The organism is Kangiella taiwanensis (assembly GCF_020005165.1).
GTDB lineage: Bacteria > Pseudomonadota > Gammaproteobacteria > Enterobacterales > Kangiellaceae > Kangiella > Kangiella taiwanensis.
In genome coordinates this window covers 381,906-402,468 of the sequence record NZ_JAHCLT010000002.1, presented here as the reverse complement: position 1 = coordinate 402,468, position 20,563 = coordinate 381,906, and the positions used below count along the sequence as shown (strand labels likewise).

Annotated in this window: 20 protein-coding genes; 15 read left to right on the top strand and 5 right to left on the bottom strand. The window is 44.3% G+C overall.

Annotated elements, in window-relative coordinates:
• The first annotated feature begins 19 nt into the window (after positions 1 to 19).
• The 14 genes from frr to KFK88_RS07325 all read left to right on the top strand — a co-directional run bounded on the left by frr (position 20) and on the right by KFK88_RS07325 (position 16,197).
• The gene (gene frr, locus KFK88_RS07390) at positions 20 to 577 is read left to right on the top strand and encodes a ribosome recycling factor (RefSeq protein ID WP_223578212.1); all 558 of its coding nucleotides are present in this window, start codon (positions 20 to 22) and stop codon (positions 575 to 577) included.
• A gap of 95 nt (positions 578 to 672) precedes the next feature.
• On the top strand, positions 673 to 1,416 hold the full coding sequence (locus KFK88_RS07385) for an isoprenyl transferase (protein WP_223578210.1): 744 nt from the start codon (positions 673 to 675) through the stop codon (positions 1,414 to 1,416).
• Positions 1,417 to 1,428: 12 nt separating this feature from the next.
• Entirely contained in the window at positions 1,429 to 2,307 is an 879-nt protein-coding gene (locus tag KFK88_RS07380) for a phosphatidate cytidylyltransferase (protein ID WP_223578208.1), read from the top strand.
• 17 nt (positions 2,308 to 2,324) lie between these two features.
• Positions 2,325 to 3,530: a 1-deoxy-D-xylulose-5-phosphate reductoisomerase gene (gene ispC, locus KFK88_RS07375; protein ID WP_223578206.1), complete on the top strand. Its 1,206-nt coding sequence runs from the start codon at positions 2,325 to 2,327 to the stop codon at positions 3,528 to 3,530.
• A gap of 12 nt (positions 3,531 to 3,542) precedes the next feature.
• Positions 3,543 to 4,883 (top strand): RIP metalloprotease RseP, encoded by a 1,341-nt coding sequence (gene rseP / locus KFK88_RS07370; protein WP_223578205.1) that lies wholly within the window; start codon positions 3,543 to 3,545, stop codon positions 4,881 to 4,883.
• A 12-nt stretch (positions 4,884 to 4,895) separates the two neighbouring features.
• Positions 4,896 to 7,370, top strand: coding sequence for an outer membrane protein assembly factor BamA (gene bamA, locus KFK88_RS07365; protein WP_223578204.1), 2,475 nt, complete (start codon positions 4,896 to 4,898; stop codon positions 7,368 to 7,370).
• A 17-nt stretch (positions 7,371 to 7,387) separates the two neighbouring features.
• Positions 7,388 to 7,888, top strand: a complete 501-nt coding sequence (locus KFK88_RS07360) for an OmpH family outer membrane protein (protein ID WP_223578203.1) — start codon at positions 7,388 to 7,390, stop codon at positions 7,886 to 7,888.
• 17 nt (positions 7,889 to 7,905) lie between these two features.
• Positions 7,906 to 8,952 (top strand): UDP-3-O-(3-hydroxymyristoyl)glucosamine N-acyltransferase, encoded by a 1,047-nt coding sequence (gene lpxD, locus KFK88_RS07355; protein ID WP_223578202.1) that lies wholly within the window; start codon positions 7,906 to 7,908, stop codon positions 8,950 to 8,952.
• A complete protein-coding gene (fabZ, locus tag KFK88_RS07350; RefSeq protein WP_223578201.1) occupies positions 8,945 to 9,418 on the top strand; it encodes a 3-hydroxyacyl-ACP dehydratase FabZ in 474 nt (157 codons plus the stop codon). The genes lpxD and fabZ overlap by 8 nt, the downstream gene beginning before the upstream one ends.
• Before the next feature lie 9 nt (positions 9,419 to 9,427).
• Entirely contained in the window at positions 9,428 to 10,186 is a 759-nt protein-coding gene (gene lpxA / locus KFK88_RS07345) for an acyl-ACP--UDP-N-acetylglucosamine O-acyltransferase (RefSeq protein WP_223578200.1), read from the top strand.
• A 9-nt stretch (positions 10,187 to 10,195) separates the two neighbouring features.
• Complete coding sequence (gene lpxB / locus KFK88_RS07340; RefSeq protein ID WP_223578199.1) at positions 10,196 to 11,413, top strand: lipid-A-disaccharide synthase; 1,218 nt, start codon at positions 10,196 to 10,198, stop codon at positions 11,411 to 11,413.
• On the top strand, positions 11,406 to 11,996 hold the full coding sequence (rnhB, locus tag KFK88_RS07335; RefSeq protein WP_223578198.1) for a ribonuclease HII: 591 nt from the start codon (positions 11,406 to 11,408) through the stop codon (positions 11,994 to 11,996). The genes lpxB and rnhB overlap by 8 nt, the downstream gene beginning before the upstream one ends.
• Positions 11,997 to 12,105: 109 nt before the next feature.
• On the top strand, positions 12,106 to 15,591 hold the full coding sequence (dnaE, locus tag KFK88_RS07330) for a DNA polymerase III subunit alpha (RefSeq protein ID WP_223578196.1): 3,486 nt from the start codon (positions 12,106 to 12,108) through the stop codon (positions 15,589 to 15,591).
• A 195-nt stretch (positions 15,592 to 15,786) separates the two neighbouring features.
• Positions 15,787 to 16,197 carry a hypothetical protein gene (locus KFK88_RS07325; protein ID WP_223578194.1) on the top strand — a complete coding sequence of 137 codons (411 nt, stop codon included), beginning with the start codon at positions 15,787 to 15,789 and terminating at the stop codon, positions 16,195 to 16,197.
• Here KFK88_RS07325 and KFK88_RS07320 read toward each other — a convergent pair.
• Both KFK88_RS07320 and KFK88_RS07315 read right to left on the bottom strand, forming a co-directional pair.
• Positions 16,194 to 16,865 (bottom strand): hypothetical protein, encoded by a 672-nt coding sequence (locus KFK88_RS07320; RefSeq protein WP_223578192.1) that lies wholly within the window; start codon positions 16,863 to 16,865, stop codon positions 16,194 to 16,196. The two genes, KFK88_RS07325 and KFK88_RS07320, sit on opposite strands and share 4 nt — an antisense overlap.
• Positions 16,866 to 17,420: 555 nt before the next feature.
• Positions 17,421 to 17,954: a helix-turn-helix domain-containing protein gene (locus KFK88_RS07315; protein ID WP_223578189.1), complete on the bottom strand. Its 534-nt coding sequence runs from the start codon at positions 17,952 to 17,954 to the stop codon at positions 17,421 to 17,423.
• 157 nt (positions 17,955 to 18,111) lie between these two features.
• Between KFK88_RS07315 and KFK88_RS07310 the strand changes: the two genes are divergently transcribed.
• Entirely contained in the window at positions 18,112 to 18,267 is a 156-nt protein-coding gene (locus tag KFK88_RS07310) for a hypothetical protein (RefSeq protein ID WP_223578187.1), read from the top strand.
• A gap of 74 nt (positions 18,268 to 18,341) precedes the next feature.
• On the opposite strand, the gene KFK88_RS07305 is transcribed toward KFK88_RS07310, so the two are convergent.
• Genes KFK88_RS07305 through KFK88_RS07295 form a run of 3 tightly spaced genes read right to left on the bottom strand, consistent with a single transcriptional unit; the run spans position 18,342 to position 20,562 of the window.
• Positions 18,342 to 18,518, bottom strand: a complete 177-nt coding sequence (locus tag KFK88_RS07305) for a hypothetical protein (protein ID WP_223578185.1) — start codon at positions 18,516 to 18,518, stop codon at positions 18,342 to 18,344.
• 29 nt (positions 18,519 to 18,547) lie between these two features.
• Entirely contained in the window at positions 18,548 to 19,021 is a 474-nt protein-coding gene (locus tag KFK88_RS07300; protein WP_223578183.1) for a methylated-DNA--[protein]-cysteine S-methyltransferase, read from the bottom strand.
• A 14-nt stretch (positions 19,022 to 19,035) separates the two neighbouring features.
• Positions 19,036 to 20,562, bottom strand: coding sequence for a DNA-3-methyladenine glycosylase 2 family protein (locus tag KFK88_RS07295; protein WP_223578181.1), 1,527 nt, complete (start codon positions 20,560 to 20,562; stop codon positions 19,036 to 19,038).
• Position 20,563 lies beyond the last annotated feature (1 nt).

Below are 20,563 nucleotides of genomic sequence, written 5' to 3'. Positions count from 1 at the left end.
AATTGTAGGAGATATCTCTGTGATTAATGACATTCAAAAAGATGCCGACCAGCGTATGGATAAGACCATTGAGTCATTCAGGCACGATCTTGCAAAAGTTCGCACAGGCCGCGCACATCCTAGCTTGCTTGAGCATATTACGGTTCCTTACTATGGCGCTGACACACCGATTAATCAGGTGGCGAGCATCAGCGTACAAGAAGGCCGTACTTTAGTACTGCAAATTTTTGATAAAGGCGCGATTGAAGATACCGAGAAAGCGATTTTGAAGTCTGATTTAGGTTTAACGCCGAACGTGGCTGGGCAAGTGATTCGCATCACCATGCCACCGTTAAACGAAGAGCGTCGTAAAGAACTGATCAAAGTGGTTCGTGGTGAAGCTGAAAACGCTAAAGTTGCTATTCGTAATATTCGCCGTGATGCCAATAACTCATTGAAAGAGTTGGAAAAAGAGAAAGAAATCACTGAAGACGATTTGCGTCGTTCGGAAGAGCAAATTCAAAAGCTGACGGATACTAAAGTAGCCAAAGTTGATGCTTTATTGGAAGAGAAAGAGCAGGAACTGCTTGAAATTTAATGCAGTCGCATGAGTCTCTAAGACTGGTAACGCCGTGAAACTTTTCACGGCGTTTTCGTATATAATGAGTGATTAATTCAGTACAGGATTGAGTCGTGTCAGACAAGACCATTACACAGCAAAGTTATGAGGTGCAAAATACTCCTCAACATATCGCTATCATCATGGATGGAAACGGCCGCTGGGCTCAAGCGCGTGGCAAAAAGCGTGTGTTCGGTCATAAAGCGGGTATGGAGCGCGCGCGCGAAATGGCGGAAGTCTGTGGTGACCTTGGTGTTAAGTATTTGACTTTATTCGCTTTTAGTAGCGAGAATTGGAACCGTCCTAAAGAAGAAGTCAGTTTCTTAATGGATTTATTTGCTACCAGTTTAAAAAATGAGTCCAAAAAACTGCATAAGAATAATGTTAATTTGACGATTATTGGTGACAAGGAAGGTTTTGACGATAGGCTTCGCAAAGCGATCGATAAAGCGGAAATGTTGACTCAGGATAATGATGGCCTTTACTTACAGATAGCGGCGAATTACGGTGGTCGCTGGGATATGGTGCAGGCTGCGCAATCGTTAGCCGAACAAGGTGAAAAAATTACTGAGTCTTCTCTTCAGCAGCATCTAGTCACAGGTACAGGCCCTGACCCTGACTTATTGATTCGCACCGGCGGTGAGCAGCGTATTAGTAACTTTTTATTGTGGCAAGCGGCATATTCGGAGCTGTACTTTAGTAACGCCTTATGGCCTGACTTTGATGGTGATGCATTAAAAGGTGCCATTGAAAATTTTAATCAACGCCAACGTCGTTTTGGCAAAACTGGCGACCAGGTCGCTACAGCGGATCATTAAGGGGAAGTATTCGTGTTAAAACAAAGAGTGATTACAGCTGTATTGCTATTACCATTAGTTGCTTGTTTATTATTTTTACCTGACTTACTAACGTTTTCAGCTATTTTAGTACCTATTTTTGGGATTCTAGCTTGGGAGTGGTCGCGTTTATTACAGACCAATGCAGCGATTCAAAGTGCCTTTATTGTTCTAGTACTAGCAGCGATTGGTGGTCTTTTTTATCAGTTAAACCTTCAAAATTTCTTCAGTGATACGAGCTTGCCACTGCTGTGGTATGACGTGTATCCCTTCAAATTATTAGCCGTGGCGTTGCTAGTATGGATTGTTGCTTCAATCCTAGTCTTGTTGTATCCAAAGCTTTCCAACGTGTTATTCCGTGGCCCTTGGCTAAGAGCTGTATTTGGTATTGTTATTTTGGCCGCAGCTTGGTTAGCGATCGTTGTTATTCGGAGTTTACTGATTCAAGTTGACCACAATCTTGGTGCTTGGATGTTGCTATTGATGTTGCTCATTATTTGGGGAGCCGACGTTGGTGCTTATTTTGCGGGTAAATCATTAGGTAAAACGAAACTAGCCCCAGTAGTAAGCCCGAACAAAACGTGGGAAGGTGCGATTGGCGGTTTAGTATTGGCCGTTATTGTTGGGGTGACTGTTGCGTCGCTGTTATCGTTAAACCTTGATTGGCTTAAATTTAGCGTGTTTGTAGTGATCATGGTTATACTGTCTGTGTTTGGTGATTTGTTTGAGAGTATGCTCAAGCGTCAAGCAGACATTAAAGACAGTAGCAATATTTTGCCTGGTCATGGCGGCTTGCTTGACCGTCTCGACAGCACATTATCGGTTGCACCGTTTTTTGTGGCCGGCGTACTCTGGTTGGAATTGTTGGGTTAACGCTTTAGGCTGCTTGAATGAGTAATGTAATAGAAAATATCTGTATTCTTGGTGCCACCGGCTCGATTGGCACTAATACGCTAGATGTGATTAAGCGCCACCCGGATAAATACCAAGTATTTGCGCTAACGGCCCACCGTAATCTTGAGCAGTTAAAACTCCAATGTATTGAGTTTCAACCTCGATATGCGGTTTTACCGGATGCTGAGTTGGCCCAAGAACTGGAGTCTTTTATTCAGTATAAAGGGCTGCAGGTTGAGGTTCTACACGGTGTCCACAGCTTAGACTTCGTAGCAAGTCATGATGAGGTCGATACTGTGATGGCAGCAATTGTTGGTGCCGCTGGTTTACTGCCAACATTGGCGGCTGCACAAGCAGGTAAAAGAGTCTTGCTAGCCAATAAAGAAGCTCTGGTGATGTCTGGAGCGATTTTTATGGATGCTGTGAATAAACACGGGGCGACATTATTGCCGATTGACAGTGAACATAATGCGATTTTTCAGTGTCTGCCGGAACATTTTGTCGAGCAAGGTATAGAAAACTGCGGTATTCACAATATTGTGCTAACTGGTTCTGGCGGCCCTTTTTTGAAGAAAGACTTGGCAGATTTCGCGGCGATTACACCAGACGAAGCTTGCGCACACCCCAACTGGGATATGGGGCGCAAAATCTCGGTCGACTCAGCCACGATGATGAATAAAGGCTTGGAGCTCATCGAAGCTTGTTGGTTGTTTGACGTTAAACCTGAACAAATTGAAGTTGTCCTGCATCCGCAAAGTATTATTCATTCCATGGTGCGTTATAACGATGGTTCGGTGTTAGCGCAGATGGGCAATCCTGATATGCGTACGCCTATTGCTCATGCGTTAGCCTTTCCTGAGCGCATCAGTGCTGGAGTCGCACCACTGGATTTTATGGAAATTTCTAAACTGACCTTTGATCGTCCTAGTAAAGAACGTTACCCTTGCCTCGCTCTGGCTAGCGAAGCAATGAAACAGGGTGGTAATTCACCGGCAAGGCTGAATGCAGCTAATGAAGTTGCTGTTCAGTCATTTCTTGACGAAAAGATAGGGTTTACGCAGATTGCTGAAGTAATTCAGCATACGTTAACCTCGACAGAGTATGCTGAAGCATTGACTTTGGACTCTGTACTGTCTGCTGATAAAGAGGCCAGACGCTCAGCACAAGACTTTGTTGCTCAACTTACAAATCATTCCTCGTAGGAGACCGTTTTAGTGATCACAGCTCTTTGGAGTATTTTTGGCCTATTGATATTGCTCGGTGTCTTAGTCACGTTTCATGAGTGGGGCCATTATTGGGTAGCGAAAAAACTTGGCGTTAAAGCTCAGCGATTTTCAGTGGGTTTTGGTAAACCGATTTGGAGCCGCTTTAATAAGCATGGCACTGAGTTTTGTGTGGCGCCTATTCCTCTGGGTGGCTATGTGAAGTTTGTTGATGAACGCGAGGGTGCGGTAGATGAAGAAGACTTACCCTATGCATTTAATCGACAGCCAGTCTGGAAGCGTATTTTGATTGTGCTCGCTGGGCCTATGGCGAATTTCCTTCTAGCAATTTTAATTTATGCCTTTGTGTATATGCTGGGGATTGCGGTAAGCAAGCCATTTGTGACTGAGGTATATCCGAATACACCTGCTGCAAGTGCTAACTTCCCAGTGAAAAGTGAAGTGCTGGAAGTGGGTGGAGAGCCTGTTAAAAGCACCCAGGATACACTCTTTGCATTCCTAGAGCATATCGGTGATGACACTAGGTTGGATGTTTTGGTAAAGCCTGTAGGGCAAGAGCCACAAACCGTCACGTTAGATATTACCCAATGGCAAGAGCCAGAAGAGCAAAAAGATTTATTTAAAGCACTGGGCGTTGATTTTGGTGCTTTTGATGGGCCTGCAGAGGTTGGCTTTGTGGCTGAGGGAATGCCTGCCGCTGAAGCAGGTATTCAGCCGGGTGACCGAATAGTAAAGATAAATGACCAAGATATTCCTTACTGGAGCACGATGGGCGAGATTATTGAGCAAAGTGCGAATCAACCCCTAAACGTGACGGTCATGCGCGATGGTCGAACGATGAGCTTGACCGTGACTCCCGAGCTTCGTGAAGGTAGCGATAGCCTAGGTGTTATCGGTATCAGTGCCGGATATCAGGGGTTTAACACCATTCATTATGGTTTCTTCGAGGCAATTGGAAAAGGCTCCCAGGAAACATGGCAAATGGTTGAGAGGATCACCAGTTTCCTCGGTAAGCTGGTCACTGGTAAGCTTTCAGTCAAAAACATTGGCGGGCCCGTAGGAATCGCACAAGGGGCGGGGCAGACAGCGCAAGCAGGGATGGTTGCATTCTTGCTTTATCTCGCTATGATAAGCGTCAACTTAGGCTTTGTTAACCTATTGCCAATCCCGATGCTGGATGGCGGTCACTTAATGTACTATTTGGCCGAATTAGTTCGAGGGAAACCAGTTTCTGAAAGAATTATGGAACTTGGGATGCGTGTTGGCATCATATTATTGCTTACGTTAATGGCTGTAGCGCTATTTTTTGATATAGACCGATTAAACCAATAGAGACAAGATTAGATGCAATTGATAAGAAAAACGGTAACTGCATTAGTTTTAGCGGGGATGTTTGCCAAAGCTCAGGCAATAGAGCCTTTTGAAGTAAAGGATATTCAAGTTGAAGGTTTGCAGCGTGTTTCCCTCGGTACTTTCTTTACTGACTTACCGATTCGTGTTGGTGAGACAATTGATGATGCGCGTGCGCCTGCAGTAATCCGCTCTGTGTACAGTACAGGTAACTTTGATTTTGTGAAGCTTGAAAAAGATGGCAACACACTAAAAGTTATCGTTGTTGAGCGCCCAATTATTTCTGACATCATTATTGAAGGTAATAAAGTTCTAAAAACTGATCAGCTTCAAGAAGGTATGAAAAGCGCTGGCATCGCTAAGGGTGAAGTTCTAGATAGTTTTGTGCTCGATAAAATTGAGCAAGAAATATCCAATCAGTACTTCTCGAATGGCCATTACCACCTTGACGTTGAAAAGAAGCTGGTTGAGCTTTCGAGAAACCGAGTACAGTTAAGAATTACGATTAAAGAAGGTGGTTCTGCTCGGATTAAAGAGTTCAACCTGATCGGAAATAATGTGTACTCTGATCAAGAATTAATTTCTCAGTTTGAATTAAGTACTCGTGGTTTCTTCAACTTTATTACCGATGATGATAAATATTCCAGTACTGCTTTAGAAAAAGATTTAGAAACTCTAACGTCGTATTACAAGGACAGAGGCTATTTGAAGTTTTCTGTCGACTCAACAAATATTTCGTTGTCCGAAAATGCTGAAGATATTTATATCACCATCGGAATGACGGAAGGTGAAATCTATAACATTTCAGAAATTGATATTTTAGGCGATTTCACGGTTAATGAAGAGACTATTAGAAGCTTAATCCCCTTAAAAGCTGGCGATGTTTACTCTGCAGCAGCGATGACTTTTGCCGAGGAACAGATTAAGCAACTTCTTGGTTTGTACGGTTATGCTTACGCAGAAGTAAGAACGATTCCTGAGGTTGATGAAGAAACTGCTGAAGCGAAGCTTTCGGTCATGGTTGACCCAGGTGAGCGTTACTATGTTGATAAAGTTACTTTCAAAGGTAACGTCAGCACGGATGAAAATGTTCTTCGTAGAGAAACTCGTGTGCAAGAAGGGGGAGCCCTTTCATCAGCACAAGTTGAGCGCTCGAAATTACGATTACAGCGTCTACCCTTTATCGAAGAAGTTAAAGTGGATACGGCTAAAAAAGAAGGTACTACGGATAGAGCAGACGTTAACTTTGAAGTTAAAGAGCGTAATGCGGCACAAATTAGCGGTGGCTTGGGATATAACGACTTCTACGGTCTAAGTTTAAATGGTGAATTATCACACCAAAACTTTATGGGCACTGGTAACTCTGCTTCGATCGGCATCAGCACCAATAAAGCGGTAAAAAGTGCCAATATCAGTTATACAGATAACTACTTCACTCAAAGCGGCATAGGCTTAAATACTACTCTTAACTATAGTGAAACAGACTATGGTAAGTTGAACTTGATTGCTCAAAGTCTGGACACTTTGGCACTGGGTTCAACCTTGTATTTCCCAACAGGAGAGTTTTCGAGCTTTAGTACTGGTGCGAGAGTATCTAAGAATACTCTGACCTCACCGGTAACCAGTTCGCAGCGTGTTATTGATTTCTTTAGGCTTCTTGGCTCGGACTCTAGAACAGAGTCAGAAATTGATTTTGATATTGTTGCTTTGAACTTTGGCTTCCGATACAACGACCTAAATAGAGCCATTTTCCCAAGCAAAGGTGTTGATCACAGTTGGAGATTAGAAGTGGGTACAGAGATAGGTGATCTTGAGTACTACAAGGCAACCTATGACTTCAGCTATTATTTCCCACTGAACAATGCTAATGACTGGATTTTCTCTTGGCGTGGTAATCTTGGTTACGGGGACGGCTTAGGTGATACACCAGCGCTTCCTTATTTTACAAACTTCTATGCGGGCGGTAGTGGCTCACTTAGAGGCTTTGAGGGTAATACCGTGGGACCTAGAGATATTCGACGCTTTAGGACTCCTGTTTCCGTACCTGGCACCATTCCAGGATCGGGCTCGACAACTGTTTACCTACCAGAAGAGTTTGACTCTATTGCGGTAAGCCGTTATTCCATCGGTGGTAATGCGAAGGCACTGACATCGTTTGAGTTAATTTTCCCGACACCTTTCATTGAAGATAACTCGAGTGTTAGAACTAGTTTCTTTGTGGATGTCGGTAATGTATGGGATACTGAGTTTGATGCAAGCAGGTTTGAAGGACTCCAAATTGAGCCAACCAGTGAGCTAAGAACTGTTCCAGATTTTGGTAGCCCGAGCAATTATCGAGCTTCTTATGGTATTTCGTTGCAATGGTACTCACCATTTGCTCCCTTACAATTTAGTTTGTCTCGTCCTCTCAGAAATGAGCCTTATGACGATACTGAAACATTTACCTTCAATATTGGTAAGACATTTTAATTAACTGGAGATATATTTTGAAAAAGTTAGTATTTACTATTTTAGTCAGTTTGATGATGTTACCTGCTCTAGCAAGCGCAGAGATGAACGTCGCTGTAATTGACACAAATTACATTATGGCCAAGAGTCCTGAAAGAGACTCAGTGAAACAAACTTTAAGTAAAGAATTTGAAGGTCGTAAAAGCCAACTTGAAAGAGAGTTCAAAAAGCTTGAAGAAGATCGTACGGCGTATGTCAACAACATGAAAACGATGTCTGAAAGTCAGCGCACTTCAACTGAGCGTGAATTGAAAAAGCGTGCATCAGACTTCAAGTTGAAAGAAGAAGCTTACAAAGAAGACTTCCAGCGTCGCTCACAAGAAGAAATGAAAAAAGTTGGTCAGAAGCTACAGCAAGCGGTAGAAGCTGTTGCAAAAAGCGGTGGCTACGATATGTTATTGGACCGTAGAGTAGTTCCATACATGGGACCAAAAGTGACTGACGTTTCTGAGCAAGTTATTCAAGAAATGTCTAAATAGTTATTTAAGGAGTTGTTTTGAAAAAAACGCTTCAAGAGCTAGCTGAGTTATTAGACGCTGAGCTTAAAGGGGAACCGCAGTTAACCATTACTGCGGTTTTGCCGTTAGATAAGGCTGAAAAAAATCACCTGAGCTTTATAAACGATCCAAAGTATGCCGCGAGAATGCATGAGTGCAAAGCGGGGGCTTTAATTGTGACGCCAGAGTTGGCTGAAAAAGCAGAAGGCAATTTGTTGGTGATGGCAAACCCTTATCTCGGATTTGCCAAAGCAGCACAGATATTTGATACGACTCCATGTCCGGCGGCTTTGATTCACCCAACTGCACAGATTGATGATAGTGCTCAAATTGCTGACAATGTCTACATCGGGCCCAATGTCGTACTAGAAGCGGGCGTTAAAATTGAAGAGTATTCGGTTATTGAGTCAGGCGCATACATCGGGCAAAACTGTAAAGTTGGAGCGTACACTCGAATTTACCCAAATACCGTGCTTTATCATGACGTGACATTAGGTCAGCGCTGTATTATCCATGCAAATGCCGTGATCGGCTCCGATGGTTTTGGCTATGCCAACGACCGCGGAGAATGGGTCAAAATCCCACAAGTTGGCGGTGTGTCGATTGGTGATGATGTTGAAATCGGGTCACATACTGCGATTGACCGAGGCGCCTTGGATAATACAGAGATAGGGCAGGGCGTCAAACTGGATAATCATATCCATGTAGCCCATAATGTGAAAATTGGTGACTACACGGCAATTGCAGGTTGCACTGCGATTGCGGGTAGTGCAGTAATTGGTAAATATTGTACAATTGCAGGTCGAGTGAGTATTTTGGGACACTTGACTATTTGTGACAAAGCGCATATTACAGCGACAACTTTCGTAAATAAATCAATTACTAAGCCGGGTGCGTACTCATCAGGTACCACTCACCAAGATAATAAAGAATGGCAAAAAAGCGCGATTAGATTCCGACAGTTGGACTCGATGTGGCGTAAAATGAAACAACTTGAAAAAGAGTTGCTTCAGTTAAAAAATAACAGAGATATTGAAGATGAGTAATGACAAACAGCCAAACGAAATGAATAGCATGGACATTTACGATGTGATGAAGCACTTGCCGCATCGCTACCCTTTCTTGCTGATTGATCGTGTTTTGGACTACACGCCGGGTGAAAAATTAACGGCGATCAAAAACGTAACGGTGAATGAACCATTTTTCCCTGGACACTTCCCACATCGCCCAGTGTTTCCTGGAGTGTTGATGCTGGAAGCTTTAGCACAAGCGACAGGAATTTTGGCGTTTAAGACGACTGAAGATTTGCCAAGTGAAGACTCGCTATATTATTTCGTGGGTATTGATAACGCCCGCTTCAAAAAGCCTGTTGAGCCAGGTGATCAACTGTTGATGGAAGTTGAAGTTATTAAGCGTAAACGGGATATGTGGAAATTTAGCGCCAAAGCGAGTGTTGACGGAAAGGTTGTATGCTCAGCAGAATTAATGTGTGCTCGTAAAGATATCGTGTAAGGATTTTGTGTGATTCATCAAACCGCTATTATTGACCCAACCGCAACTATTGCGGATAACGTTGAAATCGGCCCTTATTCAATCATTGGTGCCAACACCTCTATCGGTGAAGGCACTGTCGTTGGACCGCATGTGGTCATTGGTTCGCACACAGAAATCGGCAAGAACAATCGCTTTTATCAGTTTTCTTCAATCGGCGAGGAAAACCAAGATAAAAAGTATTCAGGAGAGCCGACCAAAACGATTATTGGTGATGGCAATGTATTTCGCGAATGTTGTACAGTTCATCGTGGCACAATACAAGACCGAGGTGAGACCCGCATAGGTGATAATGGCTGGTTTATGGCCTATACCCATATCGCTCACGATTGCTCGCTTGGCGACAATATCATCATGTCGAATAATGCGACTTTAGCAGGACACGTTAAAGTCGGTGATTTCGTGATTCTTTCTGGTTTCGCTAAAATCCACCAGTTCTGTAAAATTGGTGCGCATGCTTTTGTTGGTATGGACTGTGCGATCAGCAAAGATATCCCACCATTTGTGCTGGTGGCAGAAAATGCCCCATATGGTTTAAATGCCGAAGGTCTGAAACGCCGAGGCTTTACTCCAGAAACCATCAGTGCACTAAAGAAAGCTTACCGACTCCTATACCGCAAATCACTCAAAATTGATGAAGCTATCGCGGAAATGTCACAGCTAGAAGATGAAAGCGTTGATTATCTTATCGAGTTCTTAGAGTCTGTAGAGCGTGGCATTTTGAGATAGAGGTACTCTATGCTACCTGTAAAATCAATCCAACGAATTGCTATTGTCGCCGGGGAAGCCTCCGGCGATATTTTAGGAGCTGGATTAATTTCTGAATTAAGAAAAAAATATCCCAATGCAGTCTTCGAGGGCATTGCTGGCCCATTAATGCAAAAAGAAGGTTGTGCTAGCTTGTACCCCATGGAGTCTTTATCGGTCATGGGGATATTGCCAATCTTAAAGAAACTTCCAGAGCTATTAAAAATGCGTGCTGATTTAGCGCGATACTGGATAGATACTCAGCCCGATCTTTTTATCGGCATTGATGCGCCGGAATTTAATATTGGTTTGGAAAAAAAGCTTAAAGACAAGGGCATTAAAACGGTTCATTATGTTAGCCCTTCAGTTTGGGCATGGCGCCCAAAACGTATCCATAAAATCAAACAAGCTGTCGATTTGATGTTATGCCTGTTTCCATTTGAGCAGGATATCTATCAGCATCATGCGATTGACAACTTTTGCGTTGGCCACCCACTGGCAGATGAAGTCCCTGTTGAGTCAAATAAAAACGAAGCTCGTGATGTCTTTGGCTTAGAGCATAATAAGCAGTTGGTTTGCTTAATGCCGGGAAGTCGGGGCTCTGAAATGAAGCTGCTAGGTGCAGACTTCATCGATATGGCAGTGCTATTACGTCAGTTTTACCCTGACATTCGTTTTGTTGCGCCTATGGCCAATTCAAAACGTCGAGCTCAGTTTACCCAGCAATTGGAAGAGGCAAAAGCCAAGCATCAGTTAGTACCTGAGATTACCCTAATTGATGGGCAGTCACGAAAGGTAATGGCTGCATCAGATTATATCGTTATGGCTTCGGGGACAGCGACTTTAGAAGCGATGTTGGTTAAACGCCCTACGGTTGTCGCTTATAAAGTCGGTGCTATGAGCTATCGTATCTTTAAAAAACTACTAACCATAGATACTTTCGCTATTCCCAATTTGTTATCAAAGAAACCGCTTCTGCCTGAGCTGATTCAAGATGATTGCACGCCAGATAACTTGTTTGCAGAAGTCCGAGCTTGGATTGGCGATGATGAAAATAATCAAGGACAACGTTGGCAGAGTGTCCATGATGAGTTTGTCGAGATGCATCAGATGTTAAAGAAGGACGCTAACGTTTATGCCGCAAATTCGATAGAGCACTGGTGGCGTGAGAATGGTGTGCGTCAACAAGAGGTACTAAACCATGGTTGATACCCTTAAACAGCGTCCTTTATTAGTTGCGGGTGTCGATGAAGTGGGCCGCGGCCCGTTAGCCGGCCCTGTTGTTGCAGCAGCAGTTATCCTTGATCCTGAAAAGCCTATTGAGGGTTTGGCGGATTCAAAGAAGTTAACTGAGAAACGTCGAGAGGCGCTAGCCGAAGAAATTAAAGCAAAAGCATTGGCCTGGTCAATCTGTCGTGCAGAGGTTGAGGAGATTGATACAATTAATATCTTGCAGGCGAGCTTGCTAGCGATGAAGCGCAGTGTTGAAAGTTTATCTCACCAACCTGAGTTAGCGTTAATCGACGGAAATCATTGCCCAAAGCTTGATTGTGCCATGGAAGCTATCATCAAGGGAGATAGCAAAGAGCCTGCGATTAGCGCTGCATCTATCTTAGCTAAAGTCGCCCGTGATACAGAAATGGTTGAAATGGAACAGAAGTACCCTGGGTATGGATTTGCCAAGCACAAGGGCTACCCAACTAAGCAGCATCGAGAAGCGATTATCAAATTAGGTATTACGGATATTCATCGCAAGTCTTATGCGCCTGTGCAACAGCAATTAAACTTGTAATAACAGTTTGAGACTTAGCGCAGAATAAAATACTGCAATGCAGCAGTGTCCTCCCTATAATGGGAGAAACTCAATAATAACGAAACCACAATAAAACGGCGTTTGTAACATGGCACCTCGATTTGTTCATCTGAAAGTTCATACAGAATACTCCATGGTTGATAGCCTAGTGAGGGTTAAGGGACTGCTAGGCGAGTGCTCTGAGCGTAAAGTTCCTGCTATCGCAATGACTGATCAGATGAACATGTGTGGTTTGGTTAAGTTCTATTCCACCGCCGTCAAATCTGGTATCAAGCCTATATCGGGCGCTGATCTACTGGTTCAAGACCCAGAAGATGAAGATAATCATTTTCGGGTGACAGCTCTGTGCATGACCACAGGCGGCTACCTCAATCTTAAGTACATCATTTCTCGTGCTTATTTGAAAAACCAACACCGCGGTTTACCCCTAGTCAAAAAGGAATGGCTCGCCGAGCTTAACGACGGCCTGATTATTCTCTCCGGTGGCAGGCAAGGTGATGTTGGGCAGGCCATTTTAGCTGGCAAAATGGACAAAGCTGCGGACTGCTTAGGGTTCTGGAATCATCATTTCTCTAATCGATTTTATCTTGAGTTACAGCGAACAGGCCGCCCTTATGAGAACGAGTATATCCACCAAGTAATTGGACTCGCACAAGGCTCTAATACGCCTGTAGTAGCGACCAATGATGTACGCTTTTTAACAAAAGACGACTTTGACGCGCATGAAGCTCGTGTGTGTATCAACCAAGGTCGTGTACTGGCCGACCCTAGACGTCCACGTGATTACTCCGAGCAGCAGTACTTGCGATCTGAAGAAGAGATGATTGAGCTGTTCGACGATATTCCAGAAGCGATTGAAAACACTGTTGAAATCGCTAAACGCTGTAATATGGATTTACGCTTGGGTGAATACTTTCTACCTGAGTTCCCGATTCCAGAGGGAATGACGATCGAACAGTATTTTGAGCAAGTATCGAAAGAAGGGTTAGAAGAGCGGCTCGACCACCTGTACGATCGCAATGCTGAGAACTTTGCAGAAATCCGCAAGCCGTATGATGAACGTTTACAGATTGAGTTAGACGTTATTAACTCGATGGGCTTTCCTGGCTACTTCTTGATCGTTGGTGACTTTATCCAGTGGTCAAAGGATAACGGTGTACCAGTAGGGCCAGGTCGTGGTTCTGGTGCGGGCTCGTTAGTGGCTTATGCCATGAAAATTACCGATCTGGATCCGCTAGAGTTTGACCTGCTGTTTGAGAGATTTTTGAATCCTGAGCGTGTTTCGATGCCTGACTTTGACGTTGACTTCTGTATGGAAGGCCGTGATCGGGTCATTGATTACGTTGCGGAGCGTTACGGCCGAAACAGTGTGTCGCAGATTATTACTTTCGGTACCATGGCCGCCAAAGCGGTAATACGTGATGTTGGCCGTGTTTTAAGTCACCCCTATGGTTTTGTCGATAAAATTGCCAAGCTGATTCCATTTGAAGTCGGCATGACGCTCGAAAAAGCGTATGAGCAAGAGCCTGAACTTCCTCGTCTGTACGAAGAAGATGAAGACTTCCGCGAAGTCTGGGATTTAGCGCGTAAGCTAGAAGGTGTGACGCGTAATGCGGGTAAACACGCGGGTGGTGTTGTAATTGCACCAGGCGACCTAGAAGAGTTCGCACCGCTTTACTGCGACGAAACTGGCGCTAACGTGGTCACACAGTTTGATAAAGATGACGTAGAAAGTGCGGGTCTTGTAAAGTTTGACTTCTTGGGTTTGCGAACGCTTACCATCATCGACTGGGCGTTAGAAACCACTAATAGTATTTTAAAGAAAAGAGGCGAAGAGCCTGTCGATATCACTAAAATCGACACAGAAGATCCGGAGGTATTCAAGCTCCTTCAAGTGGCTAATACCACTGCCGTATTCCAGCTTGAGTCGCGGGGCATGAAAGATCTGATCAAGCGCCTCAAACCTAACCGTTTTGAAGACATTATCGCCTTGGTGGCGCTATTCCGCCCGGGGCCGTTGCAGTCAGGCATGGTTGATGACTTTATTCGCCGTAAGCATGGCCTAGATAAGGTGTCTTACCCGCACCCAGACTATCAACACGAATGGCTCAAAGACATTCTTGATCCAACCTACGGTATTATTTTGTACCAAGAGCAGGTCATGCAGATTGCACAGGTTCTTGCCGGCTACTCGCTGGGTGGTGCGGATATTTTGCGTCGTGCAATGGGTAAGAAAAAAGCCGAGGAGATGGAAAAGCAGCGTAGCATCTTTAAAGAAGGTGCTGAGAAGAATGGCGTTGATGGCGACTTAGCCATGAAAATCTTCGACTTGGTAGAAAAGTTCGCGGGTTATGGTTTTAACAAATCGCACTCTGCCGCTTATGCCTTAGTTGCTTACCAAACTGCGTGGCTAAAAACGCATCATCCTGCATCGTTCATGGCAGCGGTTATGTCGTCGGACATGGATAACACCGATAAGGTCGTGACATACGTTGAAGATGCCGAAATGCAAGGCATTACCATCACGCCTCCAGATGTAAATAAAGGTCAGTACCGTTTCTCCGTGGATGATGACGGTCGGATTGTTTATGGTATCGGCGCGATTAAAGGTGTCGGTGAAGGGGCCATTGAAAGCATCGTTACTGAACGCGAAGCTAATGGCCCTTATGAAGATCTATTCGACTTCTGTAGTCGCGTGGATCTGAAAAAAGCCAACCGTCGTGTTTTAGAATCACTCATTCGTGCTGGAGCCTTGGATCAGCTTGGCCCGAACCGTGCGACTCTTATGGCGTCGCTTGATGAAGCGATTAAAGCTGCCGAGCAGTTTAATAAAAGCCAAGAAGTCGGTCAGGATGATTTATTTGGTAGTGTTGTTGCCACTACAGCCAGTGAGCAACATCAGTATGTCCGAGTAAAACCGTGGACTGATGAACAGGTTTTACAAGGTGAAAAAGATACGCTTGGCTTATACTTAACGGGCCATCCGATTGACCGTTATGTGCCCGAAATTCAACAGATGAGCGTGACCCGTCTTCGTGATCTGCAACCAACAGGCCGAGGTCGAACGGCAAGAGTTTCGGGATTGATTATTGGTATGCGTGTCATGACCACGAAACGTGGCGATAAGATGGGCATTTTAACCATCGACGATAAGTCAGGACGTTGTGATGTCACGGTTTATGCCGAAACCTTCGAACGCTATCGTGACGTATTAACTAAAGACAGCGTTGTGGTGATTGATGGCGAAGCGCGCCACGATGATTACTCTGGCGGTACTAGCGTTAGTGCAAATAGCGTCCTATCCTTTGAGCAGGCGCGTGAGCAATACTGCAAAAAAATCGTGATTACAGTCTCCGATACCATTATTGGTCCAGACACCATGACTGAGCTGCATGAAAAGCTTAATCAACATAAAGACGGCAGTTGTCCAGTGGTGGTTAATCTGCAATATCAACAAGCTAAGCTATCTGCAGACTATAAACTTGCGCCAGAGTGGGCAGTGCAGCCTGCGGATGCCCTCGTGTTTGCTTTGAAGCATATACCGGGGTGTGTTGAGGCGAGAGTGGAGTATTAGTTTCTCTTCTGTCATACCGCGGCTAGACCGCGGTATCCAGTGTCTTTGTCACTCTTGTTATCCTGAACTAGATTCAGGAGCTAACTTCTAGCGAAGTTTTAGCTATGTGGGTTGTTATGTTGATTTAGATTATATCTTTCTTATAATCAGGCGGGTTGTATCTTATTAGAATATTATAAATATAGGGATTTAGGCTTGAAGACTAGTATTAAAGACTGTTTTTTAGCATGTGTTGCTTCTTTTGTTTTGTTCTACCTTATTGTCGCTTTGGTTGGAATTGCTGCAGCGGTAGCTGTTCCTGAGGGATATTTTGAGTGGTTTAGGAAGAAAGAGCTTCTTAAGTTTGGTTTTTATCTGTGGGATGTTTTGACGATTATCCCCGCACAGGCGATTCCTACTATTATCATCACATACTTTTTCGCTAGGTATTTGGCAAATAATGTTAAGGTCTTCTGCGCTGCATTGATATTAATATATATTGTTTATTATGTGGTTGAATATAATAGCTTTGGTTCATTTGGGGTGGCTTTGATATACCCGCTATCTATTGTACTAGCTGGTTATTTGGCGTTAAAAGTAAAAGCTAAAAAAAGTGCCTCTGATTAATTACGATTTCTAAACTGCCAACTAAAGTGACTTCGTTTCCACATCATCGCTGTTAACCCAAAGTAGAGCGACATGTATAGGGCGAAGTGCCATTCGATAATGTTTTCGGCTTGATCTGCCCAGCTGACGCCGGTGGCTTTGATGATGACGTTGGCGATGCCAAGGCACCAGTAGAGAATCATTAGGATAAATTGTGCTTTAAGGAATTGTCTGGTTCGTCTATGTAGCGAGTTTTTGACTTTTTCAAGGCTTCGTATGCTGAGCATCTGCGCTAGTACGGTGAGGGCGAAGTAGAAAGTGATACCGTAGCGGCGCATAAATTGGTAAAAATCACCTTCGGTCCCGAGGAAATTGACGTAGAGGATTAAAAACAATACGCCGATACTTCCTAGGATAAATATAGACCGATGTCTTTTTTCTGTTATTTGTTTTAACCAGATACTTTGTAGATACCAGAAAAGCACGAGTAAAGCGGCGGTGGGCATAATCAGGCCGCGAAATATAAAGATGGCATTACCTTCGCGAGCAGCTCGACTTATTGAGGTGCAACCTTGAAAGTAGGGTACGCATTCTCTAGCCACACCTTCCCATAAGCCAAGGAAAAACGCCCCATGCGCTGCAATAATAGGGATTAAGCAAACACTCCAGGCGATGTGGTGTGGGCGCAAGTTACCTCCACTGTACATTTTGGGGGAATGAAATTTGCTGTTAAAAGATATGGGCGACTGAGTCGCCCACTCTTTAAATAAATAGGATTACCAAGGGAGATAAGGACTTTAAAATTGACGCTATATCCATAGTTAATTCTATTTTTTGGGTCTTAAAGGTGAACATGATTTGTTCTCCGTGTAATACCCAAGCCAGCTCAGGTGTAATAACCTAAATTTTACGTCGCTGACCAACGACGCGAAGAGTAGGTTTTGCAATTCCTACTCTTCGGTTTAGATAACAGTAAGATTGTTACCATCGAAGCATCTTACCAATCAGGGAACATAGGTATTCGAGTTCAACACGGTTGAGTATTCGAGCCATTGCTTTAATTGTACTTCTAGACTTACTCGGGGTATCCGCTCCTGCGGGCTCGAGAAAGCTTATATATTGTTATAGTATAGATTTGTTAGGGTGTCAACTCATCCGATGAGTTGGTGGTTATAGTATAATTTTTGCTAGAAACAAGCTTAGGCTGGGCTGTTAAGCCCAACCAATACTAGGGTTAATTAAAACTAAAGCTTTTTCTTCAAGCGCTTTTCGACCATTTTCTTTTCCCAGTTGATGTTGAAGATGTTGATGACTTCGTAGGCTTGGAGGCCGTGGATAATGACGCCAAGTGTCCAAGCACCCCATGGGATAAGCATCTCTGAAATTTTTCCTGTAAAAATAAATATTACAGTGAAGATGATGTAAAACACGATATGTCCATAGAAGTCTTTGATGCCTTTGACGTACTCCATGGCATCTGCCTCCTCATCAGTCACTTCTTCGACTGGGCGTTTTTCTAATTCAGTAGATTCGTTAGTGTTAGTTGTGTTCATAACAGGCTCCTTGGTTTGCTGTTCCTGAGGTTGAGTGTGTTTTAACTCAGGAGGTTGAAACGTGGCGATATCCACTTCAAATACAGCAGCGAGAGCTTTCTGACTTTCTAGGCTGGCGGGTTGGCCGCGTTCAATACGCTGAATGGTGCGGACGCTGAGTCCGGTCATTTCGGCGAGTTGTTCTTGTGACCATCCGTTACGTAATCGTAGTTTTCTTACAATCATGTTTCCAATCCTAATATCAGTATTGAGTTAAGCTTCAAGCCGTTGTTGTGTAGTGGCTATCGAGTGAGCCTGTATTATCAAAATACACCGATGAGTATACCACGTCATAAAGGGGACAGTAGCGCTGATGTCACCTGACATTAAGGTGACACTTTATATGAATCAAGTAGTTACAGAAGTGCTAGACGAGACTGTAAATGATGAAAATACCCAAGAAGAGACACAAAATACCGTAAAGTTGGATGAATTTAATGACGGTAGGAATCACTTTTTGGGCAAAAGTACGGTGCCAGCGCCAGGGCAAACCGACTAGCATGAGCGAGGTGATAATAATAACCCAACCGAAGACGCCAAAGAATTCGCTAAACGCCATGTTTGGTGCCTGTACTACGATTGCGGCCCGACAATCAGTCTCAAGGTTTGCTCTAGAAAGTGATGCCATGGGGTTTTGACAAAAGCGTTAAGGAAGCTGATAGCTTGAGGTTTAGCTGTGAGGACTAAGATCTCAAATAGAATAAGTCCAAAGGCGAATAGCCATACGGTAGCTTCAACGATAAGTGCCATGGATAACCTTGTAGTTGTTGGATTCTTATTTATAACACGCCTTCATGTTTGAGTAACCACTCTTTAGCTTTTAGCCCGCCAGCATAACCTGTGAGTGTTCCATTCGCACCGATGACGCGATGACAGGGCACGATGATGGATATCGGGTTTTTTCCGTTGGCAGCACCAACAGCTCGGCTAGCGTTTTTGTTGCCGATGGCTGTTGCGAGCTGACCGTAATTCCAGGTTTCACCAAACGGTATGGTCATCAACGTTTTCCAGACCTTTTGTTGGAATTCAGTGCCATCAGACTCAGTGGGTAAGTCAAACGTCGTTCGTTGTCCTTCAAAGTATTCCTCTAATTGCTGTTTTGTCGCTTCGAGTATTTGGTTACTTGTGTTATGCAGCTGGTCTTTGGCGACAGCCTGCCACGGTTCGAATAGCAAGGCCTTAAGGTGATGCTCCGTGGCATAAAGATGGACGGTGCCAAAAGGGCATATCATTTGTTGATAAAAGATAGTCATAACTCAAAAGATCCTTATAAACTGTTCCACAAGTGAAGCGTGGCGTAACTGCGCCATGGGCTCCACTTGCTGGTATCTGTAATTTGGTGAGCTTCTAACGCTTTGATCACGCCCAGATCTTTCTCAGGGAAGGCATCCGGGTCTTCGCCACTTCGCAGTTTTATGTACTCGTAGCTCCAAGGGCCTATGCCATTTATGGATAGAATGTCGCTCAGTTCGAAATCTTGCTCTTTGTGCTCTTTTTGTTGAAACCAAGCGGCAAAATCTTTTAGGGTTTGTTTGCGTCGCCCAGGCATTCTAAGAAAACTTAAGTCGGCATCGGCAATCTGTTGTGGCGTTGGAAATAGTTTTAGACCTTGCGCTGTGTCACTACCCAGTTCTTCGATAAGTTTGTGAGTATGGCCGTAAGCCGCTTTGACTGAAACCTGCTGGCCTAAGATTGCTTTAATACCTGCTTCAAACGTATTCCAACAGGCTGGCAGGCGCAGCCCCTTGGTCAGAACAGGTTTGAGCTTCTTATCTTGAGCGAGGTGCTTCTCAATGGTTTCGATGTCGCTATCGAGATCCAAGACTTTCTTGATTTGCGCAACCGCCGCCATGAGGTCTGCATAGTCGCTGATAGAAATTTCAACGTCAAAGCTGTGCTTTTTCGGCTGGTGGGTGGCTTTAAACCAGCCAGAGGACTGATTGATGCTGAACGTTCGGCTATAACTGTTACTTGAAACTTTCTCGATTAACGGCAACTCACGCAACTGCAGAAACTCTTGAATTTGAGCCCAGTTATAGGGCGGACGATAGAAAAGTCTCAACTTGATATCCACCATCGTTTTGTCGATGTTTTGAGTTTTCTTGCGTAGTTCACTAGGAGAAAGTTTCATTGTACTTTTAAAGCTGTCGTTAAACCGTCGGACGCTATTAAAACCCGCGCTCAGCGCGATATCGGTAACGGCAAGCTGAGTTTGTTGCAATAATTGCTTGGCTAACATGAGGCGATGGTGGTTCGCGTAATGTTGTGGCGACATGCCTAAGTGTTGCTGAAAGATTTTTCGCAAATAACGATCGCTGATCCCGAGAGACTCACTAAACTGCTCGACCGTTTGCTGGTTTAGGGCGCCTGACTGTATCCTTTGAATGGCTTTGGTCAGTATCGCTTCATTGCCAAGCCATGCCGCCGAAAAAGGTGCTGATTCTGGACGACAGCGAAGGCAAGGGCGAAAGCCTGCGTCTTGAGCTTGCACAGCGCTTTGATAGTAAACCACATTTTCTTCTTTGGGCGGGCTCGCAGGGCATATCGGACGACAGTAGATTTTCGTGGTTTTTACCGCGACAAAGAACTTACCGTCATAGCGGGAGTCTCTGGCCAGTCTTGCTTTTTGATAGGTTTGCATAGGGCGTGCCACGGTAGTGAATATACAACCCATGCTATCACTTTTTGCCAATAAGACTAGCCATATTCGGAACTGAATGATCGTGGAGAAGTGGAACCACTGGGCGTCGACAAGGTCGAATACTGAGTTACTGTATGGATAGTTAGGTTTCATT